General features: G+C 71.3%; 21 protein-coding genes. 14 read left to right on the top strand and 7 right to left on the bottom strand.

Annotated features, from left to right (window positions below; all coding sequences use genetic code 11):
- Positions 1 to 105 precede the first annotated feature (105 nt).
- Entirely contained in the window at positions 106 to 1,062 is a 957-nt protein-coding gene (locus tag ACIGFK_RS12260) for a bifunctional riboflavin kinase/FAD synthetase (RefSeq protein WP_386472857.1), read from the top strand.
- Between the two features lie 69 nt (positions 1,063 to 1,131).
- On the opposite strand, the gene ACIGFK_RS12255 is transcribed toward ACIGFK_RS12260, so the two are convergent.
- The 3 genes from ACIGFK_RS12255 to eccE form a co-directional block, all read right to left on the bottom strand.
- Positions 1,132 to 3,600 (bottom strand): SCO5717 family growth-regulating ATPase, encoded by a 2,469-nt coding sequence (locus ACIGFK_RS12255; RefSeq protein ID WP_400051442.1) that lies wholly within the window; start codon positions 3,598 to 3,600, stop codon positions 1,132 to 1,134.
- Positions 3,601 to 3,787: 187 nt separating this feature from the next.
- Positions 3,788 to 4,486, bottom strand: coding sequence for a hypothetical protein (locus ACIGFK_RS12250; protein WP_376659543.1), 699 nt, complete (start codon positions 4,484 to 4,486; stop codon positions 3,788 to 3,790).
- Entirely contained in the window at positions 4,483 to 5,754 is a 1,272-nt protein-coding gene (gene eccE / locus ACIGFK_RS12245; protein ID WP_400051440.1) for a type VII secretion protein EccE, read from the bottom strand. Before eccE ends, ACIGFK_RS12250 begins: the two co-directional genes overlap by 4 nt.
- Positions 5,755 to 6,058: 304 nt before the next feature.
- Between eccE and eccB the strand changes: the two genes are divergently transcribed.
- The 4 genes from eccB to ACIGFK_RS12225 all read left to right on the top strand — a co-directional run bounded on the left by eccB (position 6,059) and on the right by ACIGFK_RS12225 (position 9,820).
- Complete coding sequence (gene eccB / locus ACIGFK_RS12240; RefSeq protein ID WP_376659545.1) at positions 6,059 to 7,648, top strand: type VII secretion protein EccB; 1,590 nt, start codon at positions 6,059 to 6,061, stop codon at positions 7,646 to 7,648.
- Positions 7,649 to 7,668: 20 nt separating this feature from the next.
- Positions 7,669 to 8,910: a type VII secretion-associated serine protease mycosin gene (mycP, locus tag ACIGFK_RS12235; RefSeq protein ID WP_376659558.1), complete on the top strand. Its 1,242-nt coding sequence runs from the start codon at positions 7,669 to 7,671 to the stop codon at positions 8,908 to 8,910.
- Between the two features lie 214 nt (positions 8,911 to 9,124).
- Positions 9,125 to 9,463 (top strand): WXG100 family type VII secretion target, encoded by a 339-nt coding sequence (locus ACIGFK_RS12230; protein ID WP_376659546.1) that lies wholly within the window; start codon positions 9,125 to 9,127, stop codon positions 9,461 to 9,463.
- Between the two features lie 48 nt (positions 9,464 to 9,511).
- The gene (locus ACIGFK_RS12225) at positions 9,512 to 9,820 is read left to right on the top strand and encodes a WXG100 family type VII secretion target (RefSeq protein ID WP_376659547.1); all 309 of its coding nucleotides are present in this window, start codon (positions 9,512 to 9,514) and stop codon (positions 9,818 to 9,820) included.
- 63 nt (positions 9,821 to 9,883) lie between these two features.
- Here ACIGFK_RS12225 and ACIGFK_RS12220 read toward each other — a convergent pair whose 3' ends face one another.
- The gene (locus ACIGFK_RS12220; RefSeq protein WP_376659548.1) at positions 9,884 to 10,129 is read right to left on the bottom strand and encodes a DUF397 domain-containing protein; all 246 of its coding nucleotides are present in this window, start codon (positions 10,127 to 10,129) and stop codon (positions 9,884 to 9,886) included.
- A gap of 90 nt (positions 10,130 to 10,219) precedes the next feature.
- On the bottom strand, positions 10,220 to 14,173 hold the full coding sequence (gene eccCa / locus ACIGFK_RS12215; protein WP_376659549.1) for a type VII secretion protein EccCa: 3,954 nt from the start codon (positions 14,171 to 14,173) through the stop codon (positions 10,220 to 10,222).
- Between the two features lie 205 nt (positions 14,174 to 14,378).
- Here eccCa and eccD point away from each other — a divergent pair, with 205 nt between their 5' ends.
- The 6 genes from eccD to ACIGFK_RS12185 all read left to right on the top strand — a co-directional run bounded on the left by eccD (position 14,379) and on the right by ACIGFK_RS12185 (position 21,537).
- Complete coding sequence (eccD, locus tag ACIGFK_RS12210) at positions 14,379 to 15,893, top strand: type VII secretion integral membrane protein EccD (protein ID WP_376659550.1); 1,515 nt, start codon at positions 14,379 to 14,381, stop codon at positions 15,891 to 15,893.
- Between the two features lie 184 nt (positions 15,894 to 16,077).
- Positions 16,078 to 16,365: a 30S ribosomal protein S15 gene (rpsO, locus tag ACIGFK_RS12205; protein ID WP_030227598.1), complete on the top strand. Its 288-nt coding sequence runs from the start codon at positions 16,078 to 16,080 to the stop codon at positions 16,363 to 16,365.
- Positions 16,366 to 16,668: 303 nt separating this feature from the next.
- The gene (locus tag ACIGFK_RS12200; protein WP_376659559.1) at positions 16,669 to 18,891 is read left to right on the top strand and encodes a polyribonucleotide nucleotidyltransferase; all 2,223 of its coding nucleotides are present in this window, start codon (positions 16,669 to 16,671) and stop codon (positions 18,889 to 18,891) included.
- Positions 18,888 to 20,267, top strand: a complete 1,380-nt coding sequence (locus ACIGFK_RS12195; RefSeq protein WP_376659551.1) for a M16 family metallopeptidase — start codon at positions 18,888 to 18,890, stop codon at positions 20,265 to 20,267. The genes ACIGFK_RS12200 and ACIGFK_RS12195 overlap by 4 nt, the downstream gene beginning before the upstream one ends.
- A gap of 26 nt (positions 20,268 to 20,293) precedes the next feature.
- Positions 20,294 to 21,046: a 4-hydroxy-tetrahydrodipicolinate reductase gene (dapB, locus tag ACIGFK_RS12190; protein WP_376659552.1), complete on the top strand. Its 753-nt coding sequence runs from the start codon at positions 20,294 to 20,296 to the stop codon at positions 21,044 to 21,046.
- Positions 21,047 to 21,063: 17 nt separating this feature from the next.
- Entirely contained in the window at positions 21,064 to 21,537 is a 474-nt protein-coding gene (locus tag ACIGFK_RS12185) for a hypothetical protein (protein WP_400051436.1), read from the top strand.
- A 54-nt stretch (positions 21,538 to 21,591) separates the two neighbouring features.
- Here ACIGFK_RS12185 and ACIGFK_RS12180 read toward each other — a convergent pair whose 3' ends face one another.
- Together ACIGFK_RS12180 and ACIGFK_RS12175 are read right to left on the bottom strand one after the other, a co-directional pair.
- On the bottom strand, positions 21,592 to 22,152 hold the full coding sequence (locus ACIGFK_RS12180; RefSeq protein ID WP_376659554.1) for a PH domain-containing protein: 561 nt from the start codon (positions 22,150 to 22,152) through the stop codon (positions 21,592 to 21,594).
- Positions 22,153 to 22,200: 48 nt separating this feature from the next.
- Positions 22,201 to 22,440, bottom strand: a complete 240-nt coding sequence (locus tag ACIGFK_RS12175; protein WP_329378611.1) for a hypothetical protein — start codon at positions 22,438 to 22,440, stop codon at positions 22,201 to 22,203.
- Positions 22,441 to 22,660: 220 nt separating this feature from the next.
- Between ACIGFK_RS12175 and thyX the strand changes: the two genes are divergently transcribed.
- The 3 genes from thyX (at position 22,661) to ACIGFK_RS12160 (ending at position 26,302) form a co-directional block, all read left to right on the top strand.
- Positions 22,661 to 23,401, top strand: coding sequence for an FAD-dependent thymidylate synthase (thyX, locus tag ACIGFK_RS12170; protein WP_386472876.1), 741 nt, complete (start codon positions 22,661 to 22,663; stop codon positions 23,399 to 23,401).
- A 200-nt stretch (positions 23,402 to 23,601) separates the two neighbouring features.
- Entirely contained in the window at positions 23,602 to 24,501 is a 900-nt protein-coding gene (gene dapA, locus ACIGFK_RS12165; protein WP_376659556.1) for a 4-hydroxy-tetrahydrodipicolinate synthase, read from the top strand.
- Positions 24,502 to 24,616: 115 nt separating this feature from the next.
- Positions 24,617 to 26,302, top strand: coding sequence for a ribonuclease J (locus ACIGFK_RS12160; RefSeq protein ID WP_376659557.1), 1,686 nt, complete (start codon positions 24,617 to 24,619; stop codon positions 26,300 to 26,302).
- Positions 26,303 to 26,771 lie beyond the last annotated feature (469 nt).

Genomic DNA, 26,771 nt, shown 5'->3' with positions numbered 1-26,771 from the left:
ACCCAGACGCCGATGCTGGGCACCGGGCACCGGCATGGCAGTCTTAGACCTGTAATCGGCATTCAAATACAAGGCCTAAACGGGTTCGGGCGAGGAGCGGTCACAGTGCAGCGCTGGCGTGGCTTGGAGGACATCCCCCAGGACTGGGGACGCAGCGTCGTCACCATCGGCTCCTACGACGGCGTGCACCGAGGTCATCAGCTGATCATCGGACGGGCCGTGGCGACGGCGCGCGAGCTCGGCGTGCCGTCGGTCGTGGTCACCTTCGACCCGCACCCGAGCGAGGTCGTCCGCCCCGGCAGCCATCCGCCGATCCTGGCGCCGTACGACCGGCGAGCCGAACTGATGGCCGGGCTGGGCGTGGACGCGCTGCTGATCCTGCCGTTCACGGCGGAGTTCTCGCAGCTGTCCCCGGCCGACTTCATCGTGAAGGTGCTCGTCGACAAGCTGCACGCGCGGGCCGTCATCGAGGGTCCGAACTTCCGCTTCGGCCACCGGGCCGCCGGGAACGTCGACTTCCTGCGCGAGCTGGGCTCCACGTACGACTACGTGGTCGAGGTCGTGGACCTGGTCGAGCGGGGCGAGGCGGGCGGCGGAGTGCCGTTCTCCTCGACGCTCGCGCGCAAGCTCGTCGCCGAGGGCGACATGGACGGCGCGGCCGAGATCCTGGGCCGCCCGCACCGGGTCGAGGGCGTGGTGGTGCGCGGTGCGCAGCGCGGGCGCGAGCTCGGCTACCCGACGGCGAACGTCGAGACGGCGCCGCACACCGCGATCCCGGCGGACGGGGTGTACGCGGGCTGGCTGACGGCGGCCGGCGAGCGGATGCCCGCGGCGATCTCGGTGGGGACGAACGTGCAGTTCGACGCGACCGAGCGGACCGTGGAGGCGTACGCGATCGACCGGATCGGCCTCGACCTGTACGGGATGCACGTGGCGGTGGACTTCCTCGCGTACGTGCGGGGGATGGCGAAGTTCGAGTCGCTCGACGGGCTGCTCGAGGCGATCGCGGACGACGTGAAGCGGGCGCGGATGCTGACGGACGCGTACGACCTGTCGCGCTGACGGCGCCGCCGCCGCTGGGCGGAGCACGACGAGTGAGGGCCCGTACCGGTGGTACGGGCCCTCACTCGTTCAGCCGAGGCGCGGGTCGCGCGGGGGCTGCTGCGGGTTCTGCGGGTTCTGCGGCTGCTGGGGGGCCGGCGGCTGCTGCCAGGGCTGGCCGGGCTGCGGGTACGGCTGCGGCTGGCCGTAGGGCGGCTGCTGCGGCTGAGGTGCCTGGTGCTGCTGGTACTGCGGCTGGGCCTGGGGCTGCCCCTGGGGCTGGCCGTACGGGGGCTGCTGGTGCGGCTGGGGCTGTTGGGGCTGCTGAGCACCCCAGTGGCCGGGGGCGCCCTGCTGCTGGGCCCGGACGAAGTCCTCCGCCACGAGCGCGGAGAGGTTGAAGTACGCCTCGCGCGTCTTGGGCCGCATCATGTCGAGGTCGACCTCGGCGCCGGCCGCGAGGTGCTCGTCGAACGGCACCACGACGACCCCGCGGCAGCGGGTCTCGAAGTGCTGGACGATGTCCTCGATCTTGATCATCTTGGCCGTCTCGCGGACCCCCGAGATGACGGTGATCGAGCGCGAGACGAGATCGGCGTACCCGTGGGCGGAGAGCCAGTCGAGGGTGGTGCTGGCGCTGCTCGCGCCGTCCACCGACGGGGTCGAGATGATGATCAGCTGATCGGCCAGGTCCAGGACCCCGCGCATGGCGGAGTAGAGGAGCCCGGTGCCCGAGTCGGTGAGGATGATCGGGTACTGGCGGCCGAGCGTCTCGATGACGCGGCGGTAGTCCTCGTCGTTGAAGGTCGTCGAGACGGCCGGGTCGACGTCGTTGGCGATGATCTCCAGACCGGAGGGCGCCTGCGAGGTGAACCGGCGGATGTCCATGTACGAGTTCAGGTACGGGATCGCCTGGACCAGGTCCCGGATCGTGGCGCCGGTCTCGCGGCGAACACGGCGCCCGAGGGTGCCGGCGTCGGGGTTCGCGTCGATCGCGAGGATCTTGTCCTGGCGCTCGGTGGCCAGGGTGGCGCCGAGGGCGGTGGTGGTCGTGGTCTTGCCGACGCCGCCCTTCAGGCTGATGACGGCGATGCGGTAGCAGGACATCACCGGGGTGCGGATCAGCTCCAGCTTGCGCCGGCGCTCCGCTTCGGCCGCCTTGCCGCCGAAGCGGAAACGGCCCCCGGCGGCGGCGTTGTTGTTGCTCTTCGGCTTCTGCTTGTTGCGCAGCAGCCGGTCGGACGACAGCTCGACGGCGGCGGTGTAGCCGAGCGGCGCCCCGCCGGTGGTCTGCCCGGAGGAGTAGCGGGGGTCGTGGGGCTGCGGCGGCAGCTGGTGCTGCGGCGCGGGCCACTGGCCGCCGGAGCGGGGGTCGTACTGAGGGGTCGGCTGCGGCTGCGGCTGCGGTTGCTGCTGGTGCTGGTGCTGGTGCGGCGCGGGAGCCTGCGGCTGGTGCGGCTGCTGCTGGGGCTGCTGGGGCTGCGGTGGGGCGAAGGAATAGCCCGCGTCCTCCCCTTCGAAGGCGTGCGGCAGCGGCGGGAGTTCACCACCGGGTCCCCCGAACGGGTTCTCCCCGTCGCCCCGCGGCGCGTCCGCGGTAGCGGCAGGCAGTACGGGAACCCCGTCGGCGGGGGTGTCGTGCGGACCGGCGCCGCCGGGCGCGGGTGCGTCCGCCCCCGGGGCCGGGAGCGCCGGGAGCGCTTCGGCGGGCGCGGTGGGTGCATCGGGCGAGGGCCCGGCGCCGACCGCAGCCGGAGGCAGGGCAGGTGCCGGTGCCGGTGCGGGAACGGGGTGCGCGGGGAGCGCTTCGGCGGGGGCCGTGGGTGCGTCGGGCGCGGGCGCGCCGCCGACGGGGGCCGACGGCAGGCCCGGTGCGGGAACGAGGTACGGCGGGAGCGGCTCGCTCGGCGGAGTGGTACCGGCGTCGGGCGCCGGAGGCAGGGCCGCCGGTCCCGGCGCCGGGTACGGCGGGAGGGCGTCGGGCGCGGGCTCGCGGCCGGACGGCGGCGTCGGGAACGCGGGCGCCGGGTTGGGCGGGGCCGCGTCGGGCGCGGGCGCTGCGCCGGACGGCGGCGTCGGGGAGGCAGGTGCCGGGTACGGCTCGGGCGCGGCTGCGCCGCCCGCGGGCGGCGTCGGGAAGGCCGGTGCCGGGTACGGCGGGGCCGCGTCGGGTGCAGGCGTGCCGCCGGACGGGGCCGACGGGAAGGCGGGCGCCGGGTAGGGCGGGAAGGCCTCCGCCGGGGCGTGCGGGGCGTGCGGGGCCGGGGGCGTGCCGCCGTGCGCAGCGGACTGCGCGCCCGCCCCGTCCGGCGCCGGGCGCTGGGCCGGCGGGCCCACCCGCATCGTCCGGGGAGAGTCGAGCTCCGACGGGCGGTGGGGCTCGAAGCCGCTGCCCTCGGGCAGCCCCGGTACCGCGGCCGGGCTCGCGCCCTGGGTGTACCAGGCCGGCGGGGTGTAGTCGATGGTGAACTCGCCCGTCAGTTCGGGCTCCGCGTCGGACTGATCGTCCGTCGGGACGTCCCACGTCCCGCCGCGCCTCTCGTTCCGATCGCCGCTCACTGGTCCTCCTGGTCTGTCGAACACTGGTCCGGCGCCCACTTCGACGCGCGCCCGCGCCCAGCCTAATCGCGGCCCGCCGCCCGTGTCCGCCCCCGTCCGCCCCGCCCCGCGCGGTAGTGCGCGGGGCGATGGGCCACCCCCCGGCCGGCCGATGGCCAACCGGGCCCGACCGACGGCCGGTCGGCCGTCAGTCGATGCGCCGGGCCCCGCCCAGCAGGCCCGTCTCCGCTTCCGTCCCCTGGGTCATGACGAACTGCCGGTCCCGTCCCGTGCACCACAGCGTCACCCCGTCACCCAGCGTCGGCAGCGAATCCACCGCCCGCCGCGAAAGGTTCATCAGCCGCCCGACCTGCTCCGCCTCGTCCGGGGACACCCGCTGCACGCCCACCAGCGCGGACTGCTGCAGCAGCCGCGGCGCCGTCGGGCTCAGATACGGCAGCAGGGTCAGCACCGACTGCCAGGGACCGGCCACCACGCGCCCGCGCGGCGGCCGCATCCCGCAGTCGCGGATCACCAGCACCGGGCTGCCCGCGGACGCGCCCTGCGGCGGGATCCGGCCCACCTCGTGCAGGGTCACGCACGGCTGCCCGCCGCCCGCCGCCTGGGCCAGCCCTGACCACACGTGCGCCCGCCCGGTCTCCACCGCGACCCGCGCACCGGTGGCCGCCGCCCGCAGCGCCAGCACCTGCGCCGTCCACAGACCGCCGATCAGGGTCACCTCGTACGGCGTGGGCCGGTTGATGCCGAGCACCGCCGGCCGGCCTTCGGCGTCCACGCCGATGACGACCCCGTCGTCCCCGACGGGCAGTGCCAGCGCGTCCAGATCGGAGGCCGACACCACGTGCCGCTCCCGGCGCGGGCCGACCAGCCCGAAACCACCCCTCATCGGGCGCCTCCCAGCGGCAGCGAAGCCAGCAGCCCCGGCACCTGTTCCCGGTCGAGACGGACGAGCCCGGCCTTCACGCCGCGTGCCGTCCGCTCCAACTCCCGTCGTGCCGCCACCAGTTCCTCGTCGCTGCGCCCCGTCACCCGTACGTGTCCGGCCAGGGTGACGCCCTGTCGCTCGGCGGAGGACATCGTGAGGCTGAAGTTGGTCGCCAGCGCGGGCAGCGAGGTCAGCAGCGCCACGAACTGCGGCAGCGCCGCCCCCGTGCCGCCCAGCTGGGGCCAGCGCCCGATCCAGTACGTCGTGTGCCGCCGGTCGTCGCAGCGCCAGGTCCGAGGGGTCTCCTCGGTGCGCCGCCCCGTGCTGGCGGACCGGCCCGCCTGGGTGATCGCCATCGGGTTCGCGCACGAGGAGGTGGCCAGCGCCGCCGTCAGCTCCTGCTCGGTGAGCACGGTGGCCCTGAACCCGGCCCCGGTCAGCCGGCTCGCCAGCTGGTCCGCCGCCCGCACCACGCAGCGCTGCGCGCCCGCCAGCCCGCCACCGCGCGCGGTGACCGCCTCGGGGCACAGCTCCGGGTCGAGCTTGAGGGCGATCCAGGTCAGGCGCACCGCCGGCGTGCCCGTGCGGGCCTGCAGCGGCGCGTAGCTGCGCGTGGCCATCGACTGGGCCGGCAGGTGCGGGGCCGGAGCCGGCTGGGTGTGCTGCACCAGCTGCGCGGACTCCAGCCGGATGCCGTCCACTTCGAGGATGTCCCGTACGAGCCCCAGCGGCAGCGGCCGCTCCGAACGGTCGGGCCGCAGCGCGGTGGCGTCCGTGTCCACCTGGACGACCGCGGTCAGGAAGGTGCCGTCGCCGACCATCCCGACGGGGCGCCGGTCGCGGTCGCTGAAGGTGAGCGTCCGCAGCGCCGGATCCGCCTCGACGAGCGGAGCCAGCCCGGGCTCGGTGCCCGCCGGCACCGCCAGGGAAGCGGCGCGCCGCTTACGGGCGCGCAGTGCGAGGGCGCCGCCGAGCCACTCGGGCAGGGAGCGCTGGTGGCGGCGTACGACCGCGAGCACCACCAGGGCCAGGGCGAGCACGCCTGCGGGGACCAGCAGCACCGGATCCACCACCCACGCCACCAGCAGGGCGGCCGCGGCGACCTGGAGCAGTACGAGCTGTTGCAGTCGGAACGGGCCGAAGCGGCCGGGGGCCGACTTCGGATGCGGCGTCACCCCGCTGCGGGCGGGTGCGGCCGCGGCAGTCCGTGGCCGCGTCGCGGTGGCCATCACTCGCGCAGCTCCCCTTTCCGGGGCAGGGCCCCATGAATCCCGGAACGGCGCGGCACCTGCCGCACGACCGCCGGAATCTCCCCAGTCCACCCCAACAAGCGCTGACGCCCTGTTGATCCTCAATGCGGCGGTCCGGAAGGCGCTGAGCGGCAGCCTCACCCTACCCGGCCCCTGCGTACGGTCCGTCAAGAGGCATAGTAGGTGCCCGGTCCGACAATCGAGGCCCGGGGGCGGGGGCACCTCCCGGCGGTAGCTGGGGGAGTACTCACCGACCGGGCGGTGCGGGGAGAAGCAGGCGGTCATGGCATCACGACGTGATGAGCTCAACGCGTACACCTTTGCGAAGCGGCGCACGGTGGCTGCGTTCCTCCAGCCTTCCGCCACGGGAACCGAGGAGGGCGCGCCGCGCCCGCTGCGCGCGGTCCTGCCGGGGCTCGTCGCGGGGGCGCTGGTGATCGCGGGTTTCGGCGCGTGGGGCATGTTCAAGCCCACGGCCCCGAAGGGCTGGGACGCGCCCGGGGTCCAGGTCATCGTCGGCAAGGAGTCGACGACCCGGTACGTGGTCCTGACGACGAAGGTGGACGGCAAGGAGCAGAAGCGGCTGCACCCGGTGCTGAACCTCGCCTCGGCCCGGCTGCTGCTCGAACCGGCCAAGTCCGGCAAGGTCGTCACCGTCGCCGACGGCGTCCTCGACAGCGGCAAGGTTCCGCGCGGACCCATCATCGGCATCCCCTACGCCCCCGACCGGCTGCCCTCCAAGGACGACGCGGGCAAGGCCAAGCGGTGGGCCGTCTGCCAGCAGCCGGGCGGCAACGGCAAGGGCGTGCAGACGGCGACCTTCGTCCTCGCCGACCGCGAGGCCGCCCGCATGGACGACCAGCGCAAGCTCACCGACAGCCAGGTGCTGTACGTGCAGAGCACCGGCGCGAACAAGGAGCGCTACCTCGTCGACGGCGCGGGCACGAAGTACAAGTTCCCGGAGGGCACCCCGGCCGCCGGGACGATGACCAACGCGCTGGTCGGCACCAGCGCCACCCCGCAGCAGGTCACCGAGCAGTGGCTGGCCACCCTCAACTCCGGCGACGACCTGGCCTTCCCGCAGCTCCCCGCGAAGGCCGGCACCAACGCCGACGTCAAGGGCCTGATCACCGCCGACAACAAGGTCGGCATGGTGCTCAAGGCGCAGGACGGCGCCGGCACCCAGAACTACGTGGTGCTGCCCGGGAAGGTCGCACCGGTCTCCGAGTTCGTCGCCTGGCTGCTGATCTCGGCCCCCGCCACCGACGGCCTCAACATGCACGGCAAGGCCCGCGAGGTCGACCTGCAGGCACTGCACCCCGACGCGACCCGGTTCGCCGGCGACACCCGGTGGCCGCAGAAGAAGTCCGAGCGGATCAACGAGACGGCTCCGGCCGTGGGCGGCCAGGTGGCGGGCTCCGGCGGCGGCAGCGGCCGCGACACCGTCTGCAACGTCCTGCACTCCGTCGACGCCCAGGGCAACCAGACCCTGAGCACGTGGGCGGGACCCGCGTTCCCCATCGACATCACGGCCAGCGGCACCAGCTCCTACGTCACCCCGGGCTCCGGCCTCCTCTACACCCAGGTCCAGGGCAAGCAGACCACCGCGGGCGGCGCCCTCTTCCTCGTCACCGACACCGGCCTGCGGTACGCCGTGCAGGCCAACGGCGACAGCGACGCCGAGAAGTCGAAGATCGGCGCGGCCGACCCGGCGAAGGGCGCCACGGACGCCCGCCCCGAGGCCAGCCAGGCTCAGATCCGGCTCGGCTACGGAAGCGTGACCCCCTCCCTGGTGCCCATCGCCTGGTCGGAGTTCCTCTCCAAGGGCCCGCGCCTGGACACCAACTCCGCCCGCCAGCCCCAGGGTTCGTGAGGAAGCCGCCGATGCCGCCGATGTCCCAGCCCCGCAGCCGCCGCGCCCGGCTCCTCACCGCCGCCCTCACCCTCCTCGCGGCCTGCGCCGCCACGCCCGCGGCGGCCGCGCCCCAGCCCCCGCACGCCTTCCGCCTCGACGGCGCCGGCGAGTGCACCTTCCCGATGAAGAAGCAGATCGCCGACCGGCCCTGGGCCCTGCAGCGCCTCCTCCTCGACGAGCTCTGGGCGCAGACCAAGGGCAAGGACAAGAAGGGCAACAGCGTCCGGGTGGCCGTCATCGACACCGGAGTGGACCGGGGGAACCCGCAGCTCGCCGGGGCCGTCGACACCGGGGCCGGAAAGGACTTCGTCGACCCGAAGGGCGGCGACGGCACGACCGACACCGTCGGCCACGGCACCAAGGTCGCCGGGCTGATCGCGGCCCGCCCCCAGGAGGGAACGGGCTTCGTCGGCCTGGCCCCGGAGGCCACGATCATCCCGATCCGGCAGAACGACGGGCAGGGCAAGGGCAACGCACTGTCCCTGAGCCAGGCCATCGACCACGCGGTGGCCAAGGGCGCCCAGGTCATCAACATCTCCCAGGACACCGACGTGCCGATGCTCGCGGACTCCGAACTCGGCAAGTCGGTCCAGCACGCCATCGACTCCAAGGTCGTGGTCGTGGCCTCCGCCGGCAACGACGGCATGAGCGGCGAGAAGCGCAAGACCTACCCGGCCGCCTTCCCGGGCGTGCTCGCCGTCGGCGCCTCGGACCGCAACAACGAGCGGGCCGCCTTCTCCCAGCCCGGCGACTTCATCGGGGTCGCGGCGCCCGGCGTCGACATGGTCTCCACCGTCCCCGGCTTCGGCCAGTGCATCGACAACGGCACCAGCTTCTCCGCCCCGTACGTCGCCGGGGTCGCGGCCCTGCTGCGCGCCGAGCACGAGGACTGGACGGTGCAGCAGATCGTCTGGCAGATCCAGAACACCGCCGAGCGTTCCGTCAACGGCCGTGACGACTACGTCGGTTGGGGTGTCGTCGACCCGGTGCGCGCCCTCAGCCAGGACCGCGAGGCCCCCAAGGCCCCGGTCCCCGACCCGGGGCCGCCGCCCGCGGCCGCTCCCGAGGCGGCGGAACTGACCCTGGCCGAGACGGCGCAGGAGCGCCAGGAGCGCCTGGGCACGTACGCTCTCGGCATCGGAGCCGTCCTCATCGCCGTCATCGCGGGTACCGCGACCGTCGTGCGCGACGCACGGAACCGCCGACGCCGTTTGCAGTGAACGGTCACGGTTCATCAACAGAAGCAGGCCGCTGGTGTTGGGCCGGGCTGCCGAACTGGCTAGAGTGACAACAGGCTTCACGACTGTGATCGGGGGATTCTCGTGAAGCGGAGGGGGATCTCCGGGCGCATGGCTGAAAAGCCGCGCCGGAAGTGTCCGCTCCGCCACGTAATCCGCCGCTCCTGCCGGCGAATTGAGAAGTGAGGAGCTTCGGATGAGCAACAATTTCGGACTTGCAGACGATCCCATCGTCCAGGCCAAGAACAAGATCTCCGAAACGGCCGAGGCCGTCACCACCCAGGCCCGTGAGCTGGCCGACATCCTCGCCACCGTGAGTGCGGGCTGGACCGGTGTGGGTGCCCAGGGGTTCATCAACGCCCAGACGGTGGTCAACGAGGACCACGACCAGATCCGTCGGCTGCTCGGGGTGCTGCACAACGCGGTCGCCCAGACCAAGAACCTGAGCAACGCCCAGGACGACGACGTGCGTGCGGCCTTCAGCGCCGTTCAGTCCAACGCGGGTGGCAACAACTCGGGCCTCAACTCCATCTGACGCACGTCGCCTTCCGGTAAGCCCCCGCTCAGCGCTAAGGAGAAGAACATGGCTGCCACTGACGGCCACACCAAGGTCACATACGAGTCCGTCCAGCAGATGGCCAACCGCATCCGCACGGTCTCGAAGAAGATCGTCGACGACCTGGCCGCGATGGACCAGGCGCTCAAGGTCGTCACGGACACCTGGGACGGTGAGGCCCACGCCGCGTACGTCCAGCTCCAGGCCAAGTACAAGGGCCAGGCGGACCACATGAAGAACCAGCTCGAGCAGGTCGCCCAGCTGATCGAGCGCGGCAAGGACGACTACCGCTCCACCGACGTGAAGGCCTCGCGCCTGTTCACCGAGGCCTTCTGAGCCAGGTACGCGAGAAGGGGCGCGCCCGCACCGGGCGCGCCCCTTCCGCATGTCACGGGCCGCTCAGGGGTGGTGGCGGTCCAGGTCGAACTCCCCGTCCCGGGCGCCCAGTACGAAGGCCTCCCACTCGGCCGCCGTGTACCGCAGCACCGTGTCCCGGTCCAGCGAGGACCGCATGGCCACCGCGCCCTCGGGCAGCCGGGCGATCTCGACCCGCTCCTCGTCCGGGCTGGTCCCGGGCGGGCCCTCCCACTCCACGCCGCTGATGTCGAGCGCGTACAGCTCGTCCTTCTCCTGCTGGGTGCCCATGTGCGGCCTTTCCCCTCGGTGGCGCGGTCTTCACCGCCGATTATCGGCGCTGCACCGCCCTAGGGGACGAGATTCCCCACATCCCCGGCGTCACATGCCCGCCGGCACCCGCCCGAGCTGCACCAGCGACGTGCCCCGCCTGCGCGAGGAGTACAGGGCCCGGCCCGGCGGCATCGGACGCGGCCGGACGTTGCCGACCAGGTCGCCCTCGGACGGGTCGCCGGACAGGACGACGCCCTGCGCGCCCAGCTCCTTGATCCGCTGCATGAACGGCTCGTACAGGGAGCGCGAGGCACCCGCCGAGTTGCGCGCGATGACGAAGCGCACGCCCGTGTCCCGGGCGAAGGGCAGGAACTCCACCAGCGGCGCCAGCGGATTGCCCTGGCTCGTCGCCACCAGGTCGAAGTCGTCGATGATGATGAAGACGTCCGGTCCCGTCCACCAGCTGCGGTCCCGCAGCTGCTGCGGAGTGACGTCGGTCGGCGGCTGCCGGCGCGAGAACACCCCGCCCAGCGCCTCCATGTGCATCTGCAGGGAGCTCGCCATCGGCGCGTACTCCAGCAGGTGCTCCTCCGGCAGCGCCCCCAGCAGGCCCCGCCGGTAGTCGCCCACGACCAGACGGGCCTGGTCGGGGGTGTAGCGCGCGGCGATCTGCTGGGCGATGAGCCGCAGCAGGTTCGTCTTGCCCGACTCGCTCTCGCCGAAGACCAGCAGGAAGGGGTCGGACTCGAAGTCGACGAACACCGGCTCCAGGTCGGTCTCGTCGATGCCGATCGCGATCCCGCGGCCGGGGTGCTCCCCGCCCTTGGGCAGCTGGTCGGAGTGGAGCAGCCGCGGCAGCAGCCGCACGCCGGGAGCCGCGGCACCCGACCAGTTCTGCTTGACGGCCTCCACGAAGGCCGCGGTGGCCTCCGACAGGTCGCCCGCGTCGTGCGAGCCGTCGATCCGCGGCAGCGCACCCAGGAAGTGCAGCTTCTCCGCCACCTGACCGCGGCCCGGCATACCCGCGGGGACGTTCGCCGCGACCTTCCGGTCGAACTCGGAGTCCATGACGTCGCCCAGCCGCAGCTCCAGCCGGCTCAGCATCTGGTCCTTGAGCGCGGCCCGCACCTCCATGTACCGCGCGGCGGTGATCACCACGTGGATGCCGTAGCCCAGGCCGCGGGCCGCGATGTCGTTGACGACCTGCTCCAGGCCCTCGTACTCGCCGCGGAAGTTGCCCCACCCGTCGATGACGAGGAACACGTCGCCCCACGCCTCGCCCGGCAGGTCGCCCGCCGCGCGCCGCCGCCGGTAGGTGCCGATCGAGTCGATGCTGTTGGACCGGAAGAACTCCTCGCGGCGGTTGAGGATGCCCGCCACCTCCGCGACCGTGCGCCGCACCCGCTCCGGATCCAGCCGCGAGGCGATCCCGCCCACGTGCGGCAGCTCGGCGACCGCCGACAGGCTGCCACCACCGAAGTCCAGCCCGTAGAACTGGACTTCGCGCGGGGTGTGCGTGAGCGCGAACGAGGAGATCAGCGTCCGCATCAGCGTCGACTTGCCCGACTGCGGACCGCCGACCACCATCATGTGGCCCGCCGCACCCGAGAAGTCCCGGTACAGCACCTCGCGCCGCTGCTCGAACGGCTTGTCGATGAGGCCGAGCGGTACGACGAGCCCGCCGGGCCGCGTGTACCCGTCCGCGTGCAGCCCGCGCTCCGGGCTCGGCGCCAGCGCCGGCAGCAGCTGGTCCAGCGGCGGCGCCTGGTCGAGCGGCGGCAGCCACACCTGGTGCGCCGGCACGCCCTGGCCCTCCAGCCGGCCCACGATCACGTCCAGCACCGTGTCCGCGAGGGCGTCGTCCTCCCGCGAGGACTGCGCCGCCAGGTACGCCGGGTCCGGGGCCGCGTACACCACCGGCACCGGGGCCGCCGTGAACAGCGCGGGCCGCCGTTCCACCGGGAACAGGCCCACCGACAGGTCCGGTCCGCCCGAACGGTAGGTGCCCGAGACGTACGCCGCCTTGAACCGCGTCATCTCGTCCGTACCGAACTTCAGGTAGCCCGAACCGGGCACCGACGGCAGGTGGTAGGCGTCCGGCACGCCGATCGCGGTCCGCGACTCCGCCGCCGAGAAGGTCCGCAGACCGATCCGGTACGACAGGTACGTGTCCAGGCCGCGCAGCTTGCCCTCCTCCAGGCGCTGCGAGGCCAGCAGCAGGTGCACGCCCAGCGAACGGCCGATGCGGCCGATCTGGATGAACATGTCGATGAAGTCGGGCTTCGCGGTCAGCAGCTCGCTGAACTCGTCGATGACCAGCACCAGCGAGGCCAGCGGCTCCAGCGGGGCGCCGGCCGCGCGGGCCTTCTCGTAGTCGTGGATGTTCGCGTAGTTGCCCGCCGAACGCAGCAGCTCCTGCCGGCGCTGCAGCTCACCGCGGATCGAGTCGCCCATGCGGTCCACGAGCGTCAGGTCGTCCGCCAGGTTGGTGATGACCGCCGCGACGTGCGGCATCTGCCCCATGCCCGTGAAGGTCGCGCCGCCCTTGAAGTCGGCGAGTACGAAGTTCAGCGTCTCCGAGGTGTGCGTGACCGCGAGGCCCAGCACCAGCGTGCGCAGCAGCTCCGACTTGCCGGAACCGGTCGCGCCCACGCACAGGCCGTGCGGGCCCATGCCCTCCTGCGCGGCCTCCTTGAGGTCCAGCATCACCGGGGCGCCGTCCTCGCCGACACCGATCGGCACGCGCAGCCGCTCACCGGCGGACCGCGGCCGCCAGGTCCGCGCCACGTCGATCGAGGCCGCGTCGCCCAGGTTCAGCAGGTCAGTGAAGTCCAGGTTCGCCAGCAGCGGCTCGTCCTCGTCCCCGCCACCGGTGCGCATCGGAGCCAGCTGCCGGGCCAGGGCCTCCGCCGCGGGCAGCGACAGGGTGTCCGGCACGCCCTCGTAGGCCACGCCCCCACCCGACTCCAGCCGCAGCCGGCCCGGCCGCACCACGACCGACAGCCCGCCGCGCAGCTCGTCCAGCTCCCCCGCGACCACCTCGACGATGGTCACGCCCTGCAGGCCCTCGGCCGCGGCGAACACCGAGTCCGGCGGCACCATCCCGCCGTCCAGCACCACCACCAGGTGCGGCTGGTCCAGCACCGGGGACACCTCGCGGCTGAACCGCGGCCGCCCCTCCAGCCGGGACCCCAGCAGCCCCTCCAGCTCCGCGAGGTCATCGCCGAACAGCCGCTTCGTACCGGCCCCGTCGACCTGGCCCGGCACCTGCGTGTGCGGCAGCCACTTCGTCCAGTCCCACGCGGGCACCGCACCCGGCGCCGCCACCACGGCCACCATCAGGTCCTCGGGGGAGTGCAGCGTCGCCAGCTGCGCCACCAGCGCCCGCGCCGTACCCCGCGCAGACTCCGGCTCGCCGGACACCGTCACGTGGTAGAAGGCCCGGATCGAGACCGCCACCGGCAGCCCGTCCAGAGAGGAGTGCACCTTCAGGAAGCGCTGCATCGCGCCCGCCGTCAACGGCTCCAGCTCGTCCACCGGAGCCGTGTCCGGAGCCACCAGCGGCGTCGCCAGCCGCTGCGAGCCGAGGCCGAGCCGGGCCTGCCCGAAGTCCGGGTCGCCGACGCGCCGTTCCCACAGCCGCGAGCCCTCCGCGACCACCGACCACAACTGCTCGGGAGCCGGGTGCAGGTACAACTGGGCGTCGCGCTGGGCCCGTGCGGTGCGGCGCACCTGACGGCGCGTCTGTGCGAGGTACTTGAGGTAGTCCCGGCGCACATCGGCCATTTGCCCCTGCGTACCGCGCCGGTAGCGCACCAACTGGGCGACGATCATGCCGACGGTGGACACCAGCATCAGCGTGCCCATGATCCGCATGATGGGATTCGGCGTCATGAAGAAGAACACGACGGACGAGCCCATGCCGAGCATCGGCAGGACCTGCATCAGCATGCCCTCTTGCTGACCGCGCGGGAGTTCCGGAGGAGCCTCCAGCCTCAGCTCGTCCGAAGGGACTTCGGGCGGCAGGGACCGCGGCGGGCGTTTGACGACGATCTGGCTCACCGGAGCATCCCCTCGAAAACGGACGGGACACCGCAACCGGCGCCCCCAAGTCCCGGGCGCGGAGGGGTTCCCCTCCGCGCGACCGTGATCCTACTTGCCGACAGTCCGCCATATGCCCGGTAGGGTGGCGCGCCAAGGCCCGGTCCGGGCATGCGCATCCGCGAACCGTCCGCCGACGCGGACACCGACAACGGGGGTCACACAGGTGAGTACGGCCGCAACGACCGGCTTCTGCAGGGTCACCGTCGTGGCACCGGACAGCCGCATCGACGTCGCCCTCCCCGAGGACATCGCCGTCGCCGACGTCTACCCCGAGCTGCTGCGCCTCACCGGCCAGACCCAGCCCGTGGGCGCCCCCACCGGCTTCCACCTCGTGCGCCGCTCCGGCACCGTCCTCGACGGCGCACGGACCCTCGCCGCCCAGCAGGTCCTCGACGGCGAAGTGCTCAGCCTGCGCCCCTTCGCCGAGTCCCTGCCGCCCGCCGTCTTCGACGACGTCTCCGACGCCGTCGCCTCCGCCGTCGTCCGCGACCGGCACCGCTGGAGCGACGACATGCTGCGCGGCGCGGGCCTGGCCGGAGCCTCCGTGCTCCTCGTGATGCTGGGCTTCGTCCTCTGGTACGCCGACCCGATCCGCCACGACATGCACGGACTGCCCGGCGTCATCGCCGGCGCCGTCGGCATCCTGCTCACCGCCCTGGCCGGGGTGCGCGCACGCGTCTACCGCGACCGCGGCTCCGCCGTCGCCCTCGGCCTCAGCTCCCTCCCGCTCCTGCTGATCGCCGGCTCCGGGACCATCGCCCCCGCCGCCGGCGAGGGGCCCGGCCGCCTCCAGTTCCTCCTCGGCTGCGTCTGCGTCCTCGTCGCCTCGGTCGCCCTGGTCGCGCTCACCCCCAGCGGGGACGCCCCCTTCGTCGCGGCCACCTTCGTGGCCGCCACCGGCACCCTCGCCACCTTCGTCGCCATCGCCACGGAGGCCTCCGCCACCTACACCGCGGCCGCCTGCGCCCCCGTGGCCATCGGCCTCGTCGCCTTCCTGCCCGGCCTCTCCGCCCGCGTCGCCCGGCTGCCCATCGGCTACGCCGCCCCGCAGAGCGCCACGGACGAGTACATCGACCACGCGGGGACCCCGGACCGCTACGACACCGAGCCGTACGGTGACCAGTCCGCCGCCGACGGCTCCGACCAGGGCGCCCCGCTCGACGCCGAAGCCATCGCCGCCCAGGCCCGCCGTGGCCACGAGATGCTGCTCGGCCTCGTCGCCGGCTGCGCCGCGGTCGCCGTCGGCTCCGCCGCCGTCCTCGGCTTCTCCGACAACACCTGGGGCCGCCTGCTGGCCCTCGCCACCGGCCTCGCCATGCTGCTGCGCGCCCGGCTCTTCCGTTACACCTCGCAGGTGGCGTGCGCCCTGGCCGCCGGACTGATCGCCGTCGCCCTGCTGATCCTGGGCCTGGCCCTGCACCCGCCGCTCGAGCTCCTCGAAGCCCTGGCCAAGCAGGACCACAGCGGCATGGCCATCCGTACGATCTGGCTGACCGCCGCGGTCGCGGGCGGCGCGGCCCTCCTCGCGGGAATTGCGCTTGTCATCCCCCGCAAGGGCCTGTCACCCTTCTGGGGAAGGCTGCTCGACCTCACCGAGGCGGCGGTCCTGCTCAGCCTGGTCCCCCTGGCCCTGGCCGTGCTGGACGTCTACTCCCGGGCCCGCTCTCTCACCAGCTGAGACGTCGCGACCCGGCAGCCTGGTACGCTGTGTGACGGCCGTTTGTGTACGCGTCCCCCGGACCCCTCGACGAGAGGGTCTGTGGACTGCGCTCAGCGAGCCCCGCCTCCCGAGTCACGGAAGATCCCCAGAGAATTCGACCTGGGGCACTCGGTGGCAACGAAGACCTAAACGAGGAGTACGCGTGCCGCTCGACGCCGCTACGAAGAAGCAGATCATCGCAGAGTTTGGTGCCAAGGAGGGCGACACCGGCTCCCCCGAGGTCCAGGTCGCGATGCTGTCCCGCCGCATCTCGGACCTGACCGAGCACCTGAAGGCCCACAAGCACGACCACCACTCCCGTCGTGGTCTGCTGATCCTGGTCGGCCAGCGTCGCCGCCTGCTGCAGTACCTGGCCAAGAAGGACATCCAGCGCTTCCGTACGCTGGTCGAGCGCCTCGGCATCCGCCGCGGTGCGGCCGGCGCCAAGTAAAGCGTCGTGGAGGGAGCGGTTCCCACTTCCGGGGGCCGCTCCCTTTGCTGTACGTGCGGACCGGACCGGACCCTTTGTAGTCTGGAACGGACGCAGTGCGCGGCTGACGAAGACGCGCACGACTGAAGAGGAGGAGCGCCCTCCCTACGCCGCCGGTCCTCGGTAGTGGTACCCGGAATGCCCCGCGGGCACGGAACCGGGTACTTCGATCGAAGACCGGCCCCCAGGCCAGGCGCGCTTCTCCGCAACCGTCCACCGCCACACGGGCGGGGGACGGAGACGACGAAAATGGAGAAAACGCTAGTGGAGAACGAGACCCACTACGCCGAGGCCGTCATTGACAACGGTTCCTTCGGCACCCGCACCATCCGCTTCGAGACGGGCCGTCTGGCCCGCCAGGCCGCCGGCTCCGCCGTTGCCTACCTGGACGACGACACGATGGTGCTCTCCGCGACCACCGCGTCGAAGAAGCCCAAGGACCAGCTCGACTTCTTCCCCCTGACGGTGGACGTCGAGGAGCGCCAGTACGCGGCCGGCAAGATCCCCGGCTCGTTCTTCCGCCGTGAGGGCCGCCCCTCCGAGGACGCGATCCTCACCTGCCGCCTGATCGACCGCCCGCTGCGCCCGTCCTTCAAGAAGGGCCTGCGCAACGAGATCCAGGTCGTCGCCACGGTCATGGCGCTCAACCCGGACCACCTGTACGACGTCATCGCGATCAACGCCGCGTCCGCGTCCACGCAGCTGGCCGGCCTGCCCTTCTCCGGCCCGATCGGCGGCGTCCGCGTCGCGCTGATCCGCGGCCAGTGGGTGGCCTTCCCGACGCACACCGAGCTCGAGGACGCCGTCTTCGACATGGTCGTCGCGGGCCGCGTCCTGGAGGACGGCGACGTCGCGATCATGATGGTCGAGGCCGAGGCCACCGAGAAGACCATCGCCCTCGTCAAGGGCGGCGCCCAGGCGCCGACCGAGGAGATCGTCGCCGCGGGTCTCGACGCCGCGAAGCCGTTCATCAAGGTCCTCTGCAAGGCCCAGGCCGACCTGGCCGCCAAGGCCGCCAAGCCCGAGGGCGAGTTCCCGGTCTTCCTGGACTACCAGGACGACGTGTACGAGGCCCTCGCGGCCGCCGTCAAGGGCGAGCTCTCCCAGGCGCTGACCATCGCGGGCAAGCAGGACCGCGAGGCCGAGCTGGACCGCGTCAAGGAGATCGCCGCCGAGAAGCTCCTCCCGGCCTTCGAGGGCCGCGAGAAGGAGATCTCCGCCGCCTACCGCAGCCTGACCAAGGCCCTGGTGCGCGAGCGCGTCATCAAGGACAAGGTCCGCATCGACGGCCGCGGGATCACGGACATCCGTACCCTCGCCGCCGAGGTCGAGGCCATCCCGCGCGTGCACGGCTCGGCGCTGTTCGAGCGTGGCGAGACCCAGATCCTGGGCGTCACCACCCTCAACATGCTCCGCATGGAGCAGCAGCTGGACACCCTCTCCCCGGTGACCCGCAAGCGCTACATGCACAACTACAACTTCCCGCCGTACTCCGTCGGCGAGACCGGCCGCGTCGGTTCGCCGAAGCGCCGCGAGATCGGCCACGGCGCGCTCGCCGAGCGCGCGATCGTGCCGGTCCTCCCGACCCGCGAGGAGTTCCCCTACGCGATCCGCCAGGTGTCCGAGGCCCTCGGCTCCAACGGTTCGACGTCCATGGGCTCGGTCTGCGCCTCCACCATGTCGCTGCTGAACGCCGGTGTGCCCCTCAAGGCCCCCGTCGCCGGTATCGCCATGGGCCTGATCTCCCAGGAGATCGACGGCAAGACCCACTACGTCGCCCTCACCGACATCCTCGGTGCGGAGGACGCCTTCGGCGACATGGACTTCAAGGTCGCCGGCACCAAGGAGTTCGTCACCGCGCTCCAGCTGGACACCAAGCTCGACGGCATCCCGGCCTCCGTCCTGGCCGCCGCCCTCAAGCAGGCCCGCGACGCCCGCCTCCACATCCTCGACGTGATGATGGAAGCGATCGACACGCCGGACGCGATGTCCCCGTTCGCCCCGCGGATCATCACCGTCAAGATCCCGGTGGACAAGATCGGTGAGGTCATCGGCCCCAAGGGCAAGATGATCAACCAGATCCAGGAGGACACCGGCGCCGAGATCACGATCGAGGACGACGGCACCATCTACATCGGCGCCTCCGACGGCCCGGCCGCCGAGGCCGCCCGCGCCACGATCAACTCGATCGCCAACCCGACCATGCCGGAGGTCGGCGAGCGCTACCTGGGTACGGTCGTCAAGACCACCACCTTCGGTGCCTTCGTCTCCCTGATGCCCGGCAAGGACGGCCTGCTGCACATCTCGCAGATCCGCAAGCTCGCCGGTGGCAAGCGCGTGGAGAACGTCGAGGACGTGCTCGCGGTCGGCACCAAGGTCCAGGTGGAGATCGCCGAGATCGACCAGCGCGGCAAGCTCTCCCTGATCCCCGTGATCGACGGCGAGGCCGCCGGTGACGACGCTGACAAGGACGACTCCGACAAGTGATGTCGCGTAGTTCCCGTGTGACGGCCCGCCCCTCTTCGGAGGGGCGGGCCGTCGCCCGTACCCAAACCCTCCTCAAGGGCAGCAACGGCATCGGTACCGTCCGGCGCACCGTCCTCCCCGGCGGCCTGCGCGTGGTCACCGAGACGCTGCCCTCGGTCCGCTCCGCCACCTTCGGCATCTGGGCCCACGTGGGCTCCCGTGACGAGACCCCGTCGCTGGCCGGCAGCACGCACTACCTGGAGCACCTCCTCTTCAAGGGCACGCACAAGCGCAGCGCCCTGGACATCTCCTCCGCGATCGACGCGGTCGGCGGCGAGATGAACGCCTTCACGGCGAAGGAGTACACCTGCTACTACGCACGGGTGCTCGACACCGACCTGCCGCTGGCCATAGACGTCGTGTGCGACATGCTCACCGGCTCCCTGATCCGCGAGGAGGACGTCGACGCCGAGCGCGGGGTCATCCTCGAAGAGATCGCGATGACCGAGGACGACCCGGGCGACTGCGTGCACGACCTGTTCGCGCACACCATGTACGGAGACACCCCGCTGGGCCGCCCCGTACTCGGCACCGTCGACACGATCAACGCCCTCGGCGCCGACCGGATCCGCCGCTTCTACAAGAAGCACTACGACCCCCGCCACCTGGTGGTCGCCGCGGCTGGCAACATCGACCACAACAAGGTCGTGCGCCAGGTCCGCGCCGCCTTCGAGAAGGCCGGCGCGCTGAAGCACACCGACGCCGAGCCGATCGGCCCGCGCACCGGCACCAAGCGCATCCGCACCGCCGGACGCGTCGACCTGATCGGCCGCAAGACCGAGCAGGCCCACGTGGTCCTGGGCATGCCCGGCCTCGCCCGCACGGACGAGCGCCGCTGGGCGCTCGGCGTGCTGAACACGGCACTCGGCGGCGGCATGTCCTCCCGCCTCTTCCAGGAGGTGCGGGAGAAGCGCGGCCTGGCCTACAGCGTGTACTCGTACACCTCGGGCTTCGCCGACACGGGCCTCTTCGGCGTGTACGCGGGCTGCCGCCCCAACCAGGTCCACGACGTCCTGCGGATCTGCCGCGACGAGCTCGACAAGGTGGCCTCCGACGGGCTCGCCGACGACGAGATCAAGCGCGCGATAGGCCAGCTCTCGGGCTCGACCGTCCTCGGCCTGGAGGACACCGGCGCGATCATGAACCGGATCGGCAAGAGCGAGCTGTGCTGGGGCGACCAGATGTCGGTCGACGACATGCTGGCGCGCATCGCCTCCGTGACCCCGGAGGACGTCCGGTCCGTCGCACAGGATGTACTGGCCCAGCGGCCCTCGCTCGCGGTGATCGGCCCCCTGAAGGAGAAGCAGGCGGCCCGCCTCGACGAAGCGGTCGCCTGATTCGGTACGGACGTAAGGGAAACAGTATGAGCAAGCTGCGCGTGGCGGTCCTCGGAGCTCAGGGCCGCATCGGCTCCGAAGCGGTCAAGGCGGTCGAGGCCGCCGAAGACATGGAGCTGGTGGCCGCCCTCGGCCGCGGCGACAAGCTGGAGACGCTGGCCGAGTCCGGCGCCCAGGTCGCCGTCGAGCTGACCACCCCCGCCTCGGTCATGGGGAACCTGGACTTCCTCATCCGCCACGGCATCCACGCGGTGGTCGGCACCACCGGCTGGACCGAGGACCGTCTCGCCCAGCTCGACACCTGGCTCGCCGGCTCCCCGGCGACCGGCGTGCTCATCGCCCCGAACTTCTCCATCGGTGCCGTCCTCACCATGAAGTTCGCCGCCCAGGCCGCGCGCTACTTCGAGTCCGTCGAGGTCGTCGAGCTGCACCACCCGAACAAGGTCGACGCCCCCTCCGGCACCGCGACCCGTACGGCGCAGCTCATCGCGGCCGCCCGGGCCGAGGCCGGCCTCGGCGCCCAGCCCGACGCCACCGCCACCGCCCTCGAGGGGGCGCGCGGCGCGGACGTCGACGGGGTGCCGGTGCACGCCATCCGCCTCCGGGGCCTGCTGGCCCACCAGGAGGTGCTGCTCGGCGGCGAGGGCGAAACCCTGACCATCCGTCACGACTCCCTGCACCACAGCAGCTTCATGCCGGGCATCCTGCTCGGCGCGCGCCGTGTGACGCAGACCCCGGGCCTCACCTTCGGCCTGGAAAACTTCCTCGACCTGGGCTGACCGGAACTGATTTCACGATGCGCGCGAAGATCACGTACTTCCTCACGGCCGCCGTCCTGGTCGTCTACTTCGTCCTGGCCGGCAGCCGGGGCCTGATGCTGATCCAGCACGGCACCTGGCTCACCGTCACCTTCGGGGCGGCCGTGCTGATCCTGCCGGTCATCGGCGTCTGGTTCCTCTGGAAGAACACGCAGTTCGTCACCAAGGCCCACCAGCTCGCGACCGAGCTGGAGGCCGAGGGCGGCCTGCCCGTCGACGAACTGGAACGGGACCAGTACGGCCGGATCCTGCGGGACTCCGCCGACGAGGTCTTCGCGCGCCGCAAGGCCGAGACCGAGGACGCGCCGGGGGACTGGCGCAACTGGTTCCGGCTCGCCGTCGCCTACCGCGACGCCCGCGACACCCCGCGGGCCCGCACGGCGATGCAGCGCGCGATCGCCCTGCACCCCTCTGTGCACCTAAGCCGGCGCCGCTCTCGCGGACGTGGCTGATCGCCGTCGTGGTTTCTCGATTAATGGTTGCGGTGGCCGGGGCGTGACGGGCGCTCAGCCCACTGGCACGGGCCGGTACTCCTCGGCCCACGCCCCGACCATGTCGGCGGCCCGGTCGAAGGCCTCGGACCGCGACAGGAAATCGGCGCTGTGGTCGGTCAGCAGCGCCGGCAGCTCCGCGTCGCCGCGGACGGTCGCCGTCAGCGCCTGCCCCTGTACGGTCCTCGGCAGCCCGAGCCAGCGCACCGGCTGCTGCACCGTACGCAGCTCGACGATCTCGCTCCACGCGATCGTGCGGCTCCCGAAGAACCCCACCCGGCGCAGTCCCGCACGGCTCACCCAGACGCCCACCTGGAGCATCCGCAGCGCCGACCCGACCACCGAGAGGGCGGCGAGCAGGCACACACCCGCCCCGGCCAACGCGCCGGCGAAGGCGACGATCATCGTGGCCAGCAACATGAAGGCGGACAGCAGGAGCAGCACGGCCGAGAGGGCCACCCGCCAGGGGCCCGGCCGGTAGGGCCGCCGCCAGCGGTCGTGGTCGACATGGGCCAGTACCGCTTCGTCGTCGTCCGCATCGGACACGCCGTCGGCCGTCAGGAAGGGCAGGGGCACGGCTGGACCTCACTCACATGCACGTTCGGTTGGGCTGTGCCCGTGAGGCTACCGCCCCTCGGACGCCTCCGACTGCTGCGACTTCTCGGGCGCCTTGCTCGGTTGCAGTGCCGGCATGCCGAAGAGCAGCGAGCCGACGAGCCCCGCCACCACGGTCAGACCGACCAGACTACGGGCGGCCAACTGGCTCTTGCTCAGACTCTCGCGCGGCGGCGGAGTGACGTTGCTGCGAAAACGGTCGGCCTCGGCGACGAAGGCGAACGGGACGGGTTCGCGCCGGCGGAACATCGGCGGGCATCTCCTCGGTGTGGGTGGCGGGCGATCTGAGGGTTCTCCTGGATAGACGTACGAAACGGTCAATCGGTGCCGGATTTCGGGACATTCACCAGATTTCATGTCGCCCCGTCAGCTGATCGGGCGGCAGGACCCCATCCGAGCGTGCGCGGCGACCCGCCGGCGCCGACGTAGAGTGGGCGCGCCCCACGCATGCACGTCTGGAAGGACCCCGGTGAGCGAGACCGCTGCTTCAGATCCGAAACCCAGCTTCCGGAGCGATGTGACGGTGGAGCTCGTGAAGCACTCCGCCGCCGACTCCGACGTGCTGTGGGCGGCCCGGGTCTCCACCGCCGGCGAACAGTCCCTCGACGAGCTGCAGAAGGACCCGGAGCGCTCCAAGGGGCTCATCAACTACCTGATGCGCGACCGCCACGGCAGCCCCTTCGAGCACAACTCGATGACCTTCTTCATCAGCGCCCCGATCTTCGTCTTCCGCGAGTTCATGCGGCACCGGGTGGGCTGGTCCTACAACGAGGAATCGGGCCGCTACCGGGAGCTGGAGCCGGTCTTCTACGTCCCGGACGCCGAGCGCAGGCTCGTCCAGGAGGGCCGCCCGGGCAAGTACGTCTTCGTCGAGGGCACGGAGGCGCAGCAGGAGCTGACCGGGCGGGTCATGGAGGACTCCTACCGCCAGGCGTACGAGGCCTACCAGGAGATGCTGAACGCCGGTGTGGCCCGCGAGGTGGCCCGTTCGGTCCTGCCGGTGGGCCTCTTCTCCTCGATGTACGCCACCTGCAACGCACGCTCGCTGATGCACTTCCTCGGCCTGCGCACCCAGCACGAGCTCGCCGCGGTGCCGTCCTTCCCGCAGCGGGAGATCGAGATGGTCGGCGAGAAGATGGAGCGCCACTGGGCGGAGCTCATGCCGCTCACCTACGCGGCCTTCAACGGCAACGGTCGGGTTGCCCCGTAAGGTCCGATACGAGCGTCACGTACAGATGTGCTGCGGCAAGTACGAAGTGTCCGTATTGCGACGTTTCGTAAAGTTCATCTAGGCTGATCAAACGGACCCGGCACTGCCTGAACCCCCGAGCAGGCAGTGCCGGGCTCCAACACACTGTTGACGTCCCCCGAGGGGACACCGCGAGCGTGGCAGCGAGTAGCGTGTTACCCATGGCTCCGATCTCGACTCCGCAGACCCCCTTCGGGCGGGTCCTCACCGCCATGATCACGCCGTTTACGGCGGATGGCGACCTCGACCTCGACGGCGCGCAGAGGCTCGCCGTCCACCTGGTGGACGCAGGCAACGACGGCCTGATCATCAACGGCACCACTGGTGAGTCGCCGACCACCACCGACGCGGAGAAAAGCGACCTCGTACGAGCCGTCCTCGAAGCCGTCGGAGACCGCGCCCACGTGGTCGCCGGCATCGGCACGAACGACACCCGCCACACCCTCGAACTGGCCCGCCAGGCCGAGCGCACCGGCGCCCACGGCCTGCTCGCCGTGACCCCGTACTACAGCAAGCCGCCGCAGGAGGGCCTCTTCCGGCACTTCACGGCGATCGCCGACGCCACCGAGCTGCCGGTCATGCTCTACGACATCCCCGGCCGCAGCGGTGTCCCGATCGAGACGGAAACCCTCGTCCGGCTGGCCGAGCACCCCCGTATCGTGGCCAACAAGGACGCCAAGGGCGACCTCGGCCGTGCCAGCTGGGCCATCGCGCAGAGCGGCCTGGCCTGGTACTCGGGCGACGACATGCTGAACCTGCCCCTCCTGTCCGTGGGCGCGGTCGGCTTCGTCTCCGTGGTCGGCCACGTGGTCAGCCCCGACCTGCGCGCCATGCTGGAGGCGCACCTGGGCGGGGACGTCCAGAAGGCCGCCGAGATCCACCAGAAGCTGCTCCCGATCTTCACGGGCATGTTCCGCACACAGGGCGTGATGACCACGAAGGCCGCGCTGAGCCTGCAGGGCCTGCCCGCCGGCCCGCTGCGGCTCCCGCTGATCGGGCTGACCGACGAAGAGACGGCCCAGCTCAAGATCGATCTTGCTGCCGGCGGGGTACAGCTCTGACAACAGACTTCACAACTGAATAAGCAAGACCAATACACACAGCAACAAGTGCACGAATGACATGCGCGCCACGTGCCTTAAGGGGTACGTGGCGTGTGTGGTGAAGGAGAGACTTTTGAGCCATCCGCACCCTGAACTGGGCCCGCCGCCGAAGCTCCCCAAGGGCGGCCTGCGGGTCATCCCCCTGGGCGGTCTCGGCGAGATCGGCCGGAACATGACCGTCTTCGAGTTCGACGGCCGCCTGCTGATCGTCGACTGCGGCGTCCTCTTCCCCGAAGAGGAGCAGCCGGGCATCGACCTGATCCTGCCGGACTTCACGTCGATCCGGGACCGCCTCGACGACATCGAGGGCATCGTCCTCACGCACGGTCACGAAGACCACATCGGCGCCGTCCCGTACCTCCTCCGGGAGAAGCCGGACATCCCGCTGATCGGTTCGAAGCTGACGCTGGCCCTCATCGAGGCGAAGCTCCAGGAGCACCGCATCCGCCCCTACACCCTCGAGGTGAAGGAAGGCGAGCGCGAGGCCCTCGGCCCCTTCGACTGCGAGTTCATCGCCGTCAACCACTCCATCCCGGACGCCCTGGCCGTCGCGATCCGCACCCCCGCGGGCATGGTCGTCGCCACCGGCGACTTCAAGATGGACCAGCTCCCGCTGGACAAGCGCCTCACCGACCTGCACGCCTTCGCGCGTCTGAGCGAGGAGGGCATCGACCTCCTCCTCTCCGACTCGACGAACGCCGAGGTCCCGGGCTTCGTCCCGCCCGAGCGCGAGATCTCGGGCGTACTGCGGAACGTCTTCGCGAACGCCCACAACCGGATCATCGTGGCCAGCTTCGCCAGCCACGTGCACCGCATCCAGCAGATCCTCGACGCCGCCCACGAGTACGGCCGCAGGGTCGCCTTCGTCGGCCGTTCGATGGTCCGCAACATGGGCATCGCCCGTGACCTGGGCTACCTGCGGGTCCCCGCCGGTCTCGTCGTGGACGTGAAGACCCTCGACGACCTGCCGGCCCACGAGGTCGTCCTGGTCTGCACGGGTTCCCAGGGCGAGCCGATGGCGGCCCTGTCCCGCATGGCCAACCGCGACCACCAGATCCGCATCGTCCCCGGCGACACGGTCATCCTCGCGTCGTCGCTGATCCCGGGCAACGAGAACGCGGTCTACCGGGTGATCAACGGCCTGACCCGCTGGGGCGCCAACGTCGTCCACAAGGGCAACGCGAAGGTCCACGTCTCGGGCCACGCCTCCGCCGGCGAGCTGCTGTACTTCTACAACATCTGCAAGCCGCGGAACCTGATGCCGGTCCACGGCGAATGGCGCCACCTGCGTGCCAACGCCGAACTCGGTGCCATGACGGGCGTCCCCAAGGACCGCATCGTCATCGCCGAGGACGGCGTGGTCGTCGACCTGATCGACGGCAAGGCCCGGATCTCCGGCAAGGTCCAGGCCGGCTACGTGTACGTGGACGGCCTCTCCGTCGGCGACGTCACGGAGGTCCACCTCAAGGACCGCAAGATCCTCGGCGAAGAGGGCATCATCTCGGTCTACGTCGTGGTCGACAGCACCACGGGCAAGGTCGTCAGCGGCCCGAACATCCAGGCCCGCGGGTCCGGCATCGAGGACTCCGCGTTCGCCCCGGTGGTCACCAAGATCGAAGAGGCCATCGCACGTGCGGCCTCCGACGGCGTGGCCGAGCCGCACCAGATCCAGCAGCTCATCCGCCGCACGATGGGCAAGTGGGTGTCGGACAGCTACCGCCGCCGCCCGATGATCCTCCCCGTCGTCGTCGAGGTCTGACCCTCGCCGTAGCGACGTCACCGGAGCGGGGCAACCGGATTTGCATCCGGGGGCCCCGCTCCAGTACGTTTGCGTCTCCACCCCGCGAGACCAACCGGGCACACATGTGTGTCCGGCCGAGTCGTGCGGGCGGGTGGGAATCAAGACCCAGGGAGACCTGATAAAGTCTGATCCACCCGAAAGGGAAAGGCCCCCCGAAGGCCATCGGAATTCCAATCCAGTCGGAAACGACACGGAAAAGAATCTGATAGAGTCGGAATCGCCGGAAAGGGAAAACGCGAAAGCGAAGAACCTGGAAAGCAAGCGAGAAAGACTCTGATAGAGTCTGAAACGCAAGAACGAAAGCCCGGAGGAAAGCCCCAGCCGATGTTGCTGAGGGTGAGTACAAAGGAAGCGTCCGTTCCTTGAGAACTCAACAGCGTGCCAAAAATCAACGCCAGAAGTTGATACCCCGTCCACTCCGGTGGAT

Source organism: Streptomyces sp. NPDC085524 (assembly GCF_044541755.1).
Lineage (GTDB): Bacteria > Actinomycetota > Actinomycetes > Streptomycetales > Streptomycetaceae > Streptomyces.
Note: the sequence above shows the minus strand (reverse complement) of the source record. Positions and strands in the feature narration are given on the sequence as shown.

Coding starts and splice junctions, on each gene's coding strand:
- ACIGFK_RS12220 (WP_376659548.1), bottom strand. CDS start 10,129: ATGGGCACCCAGCAGGAGAAGGACGAGCTGTACGCGCTCGACATCAGC.
- dapB (WP_376659552.1), top strand. CDS start 20,294: ATGAGCAAGCTGCGCGTGGCGGTCCTCGGAGCTCAGGGCCGCATCGGC.
- mycP (WP_376659558.1), top strand. CDS start 7,669: ATGTCCCAGCCCCGCAGCCGCCGCGCCCGGCTCCTCACCGCCGCCCTC.
- ACIGFK_RS12225 (WP_376659547.1), top strand. CDS start 9,512: ATGGCTGCCACTGACGGCCACACCAAGGTCACATACGAGTCCGTCCAG.
- ACIGFK_RS12230 (WP_376659546.1), top strand. CDS start 9,125: ATGAGCAACAATTTCGGACTTGCAGACGATCCCATCGTCCAGGCCAAG.
- ACIGFK_RS12185 (WP_400051436.1), top strand. CDS start 21,064: ATGCGCGCGAAGATCACGTACTTCCTCACGGCCGCCGTCCTGGTCGTC.
- ACIGFK_RS12250 (WP_376659543.1), bottom strand. CDS start 4,486: ATGAGGGGTGGTTTCGGGCTGGTCGGCCCGCGCCGGGAGCGGCACGTG.
- dapA (WP_376659556.1), top strand. CDS start 23,602: ATGGCTCCGATCTCGACTCCGCAGACCCCCTTCGGGCGGGTCCTCACC.
- eccB (WP_376659545.1), top strand. CDS start 6,059: ATGGCATCACGACGTGATGAGCTCAACGCGTACACCTTTGCGAAGCGG.
- eccE (WP_400051440.1), bottom strand. CDS start 5,754: ATGGCCACCGCGACGCGGCCACGGACTGCCGCGGCCGCACCCGCCCGC.
- ACIGFK_RS12175 (WP_329378611.1), bottom strand. CDS start 22,440: ATGTTCCGCCGGCGCGAACCCGTCCCGTTCGCCTTCGTCGCCGAGGCC.